This is a genomic window from Pseudomonas sp. NFXW11 (assembly GCF_049887815.1).
GTDB lineage: Bacteria > Pseudomonadota > Gammaproteobacteria > Pseudomonadales > Pseudomonadaceae > Aquipseudomonas.
The window spans coordinates 1-1,323 of the sequence record NZ_JAGEKI010000039.1 but is presented as its reverse complement, the minus strand read 5'-3'; the positions used below and the strand labels follow the sequence as shown (position 1 = coordinate 1,323).

Annotated in this window: 1 protein-coding gene; it reads left to right on the top strand. The window is 53.6% G+C overall.

The window, feature by feature from the left end; genetic code table 11:
- Positions 1-54: 54 nt before the first annotated feature.
- Positions 55-1,274 (top strand): IS3 family transposase gene (locus J4P02_RS30350; protein WP_426197394.1). Its coding sequence is split into 2 segments (ribosomal slippage): positions 55-403 and positions 403-1,274, totalling 1,221 coding nucleotides; the frame shifts between segments, so codons are not numbered across the junction.
- The last annotated feature ends 49 nt before the right edge of the window (positions 1,275-1,323 follow it).

Here is a 1,323-nt window from a genome sequence, read left to right as displayed (position 1 = left end):
TGTCCCGTCCTGAATAAGGTTTACACCTCCCATCCCGAATTTCCGGAGAGTCAGATGGAACAAGGTGTAAAGCGCACACAACGAGATTACTCACTGTCCTTTAAATTGGCGGTGGTTGATCAGATTGAAAAAGGCGAACTGACCTACAAGCAGGCCCAGGTGCGTTATGGAATCCAGGGTAGGTCGACGGTTCTGATATGGTTGCGTAAGCATGGTCGGCAGGATTGGAGCCAGGGGGCCTCGATCCGAGACGAGAGGAGCTGCGCGATGTCTGACCCCAAAACGCTCACTCCGGAACAACGGATCAAAGAGCTTGAGCAGCAGCTTGAACTGATGAGCCAGAAGGCTCAATTTTTTGAGACGGTCGTTGATGTCCTGAAAAATGACTATGGTGTCTCGGTCATAAAAAAGCGATCCGGCAAGTCCTCTCGCAAGGTCAAGTCGCAGGACTGAGCATTGCCAGGGCTTGTCAGTTTCTAGGCATCAGTCGACAGGCTTATTACAAGCGCAACCGAGCCGCTGACAGCAAAAAACGCCAGGCAGATCGGGTGGTTGAGTTTGTTCAGCAAGTCCGGATACGCCAGCCCCGACTAGGTACACGTAAGCTGCACTATCTGCTGCATTGCCAACCTAACAGACAATTTCAGGTCGGCCGAGACCGGCTATTTCAGGTTTTAGGAGAGCACCGTTTGCTGGTTCAGCCCAAGCGGGCCTACCACAAGACAACCCAAAGCTTTCATCGTTTCTACCGCCACCCCAACTTACTCAAGCCTGGCCCAAACCAGATCGTCCCGACAGGGCCGGAGCACGTCTGGGTGGCGGATATCACCTACCTGCCCGCCAGCAGCGGCCCGCTTTATCTAAGCCTGGTAACAGATGCGTACTCCAGGAAAATTGTCGGCCACCACGTCCATGAAAGCTTGCACGCCGACTCTGTGGCGAAAGCCTTCAAGCAGGCGTTACGAAAGCGAGTTCGTCGCCAGCCACTAGTCCATCATTCTGATAGAGGCGCCCAATACTGCTCGGCTCTGTACCAGTCCCTGCATGAGCGGTACGGAGTTCAGTGCTCGATGACTGATGGATATGACTGCTACCAGAACGCGCTAGCCGAGCGAATCAACGGAATTCTCAAGATGGAGTTGCTGTTGAGCAGCCCCGAAGACTTGGAGCAAGCAAGGCAAATGGTTGATGAGGCAGTGCAAATCTACAACACGGAGCGGCCTCACATGGCCCTGAAAAACAAAACGCCCGATGCGGTGCATCGGGCGTTTTGAGGCCTACTGGCCTACCTGTATAGGTGTAAACCTATTTCAGGACTAGACA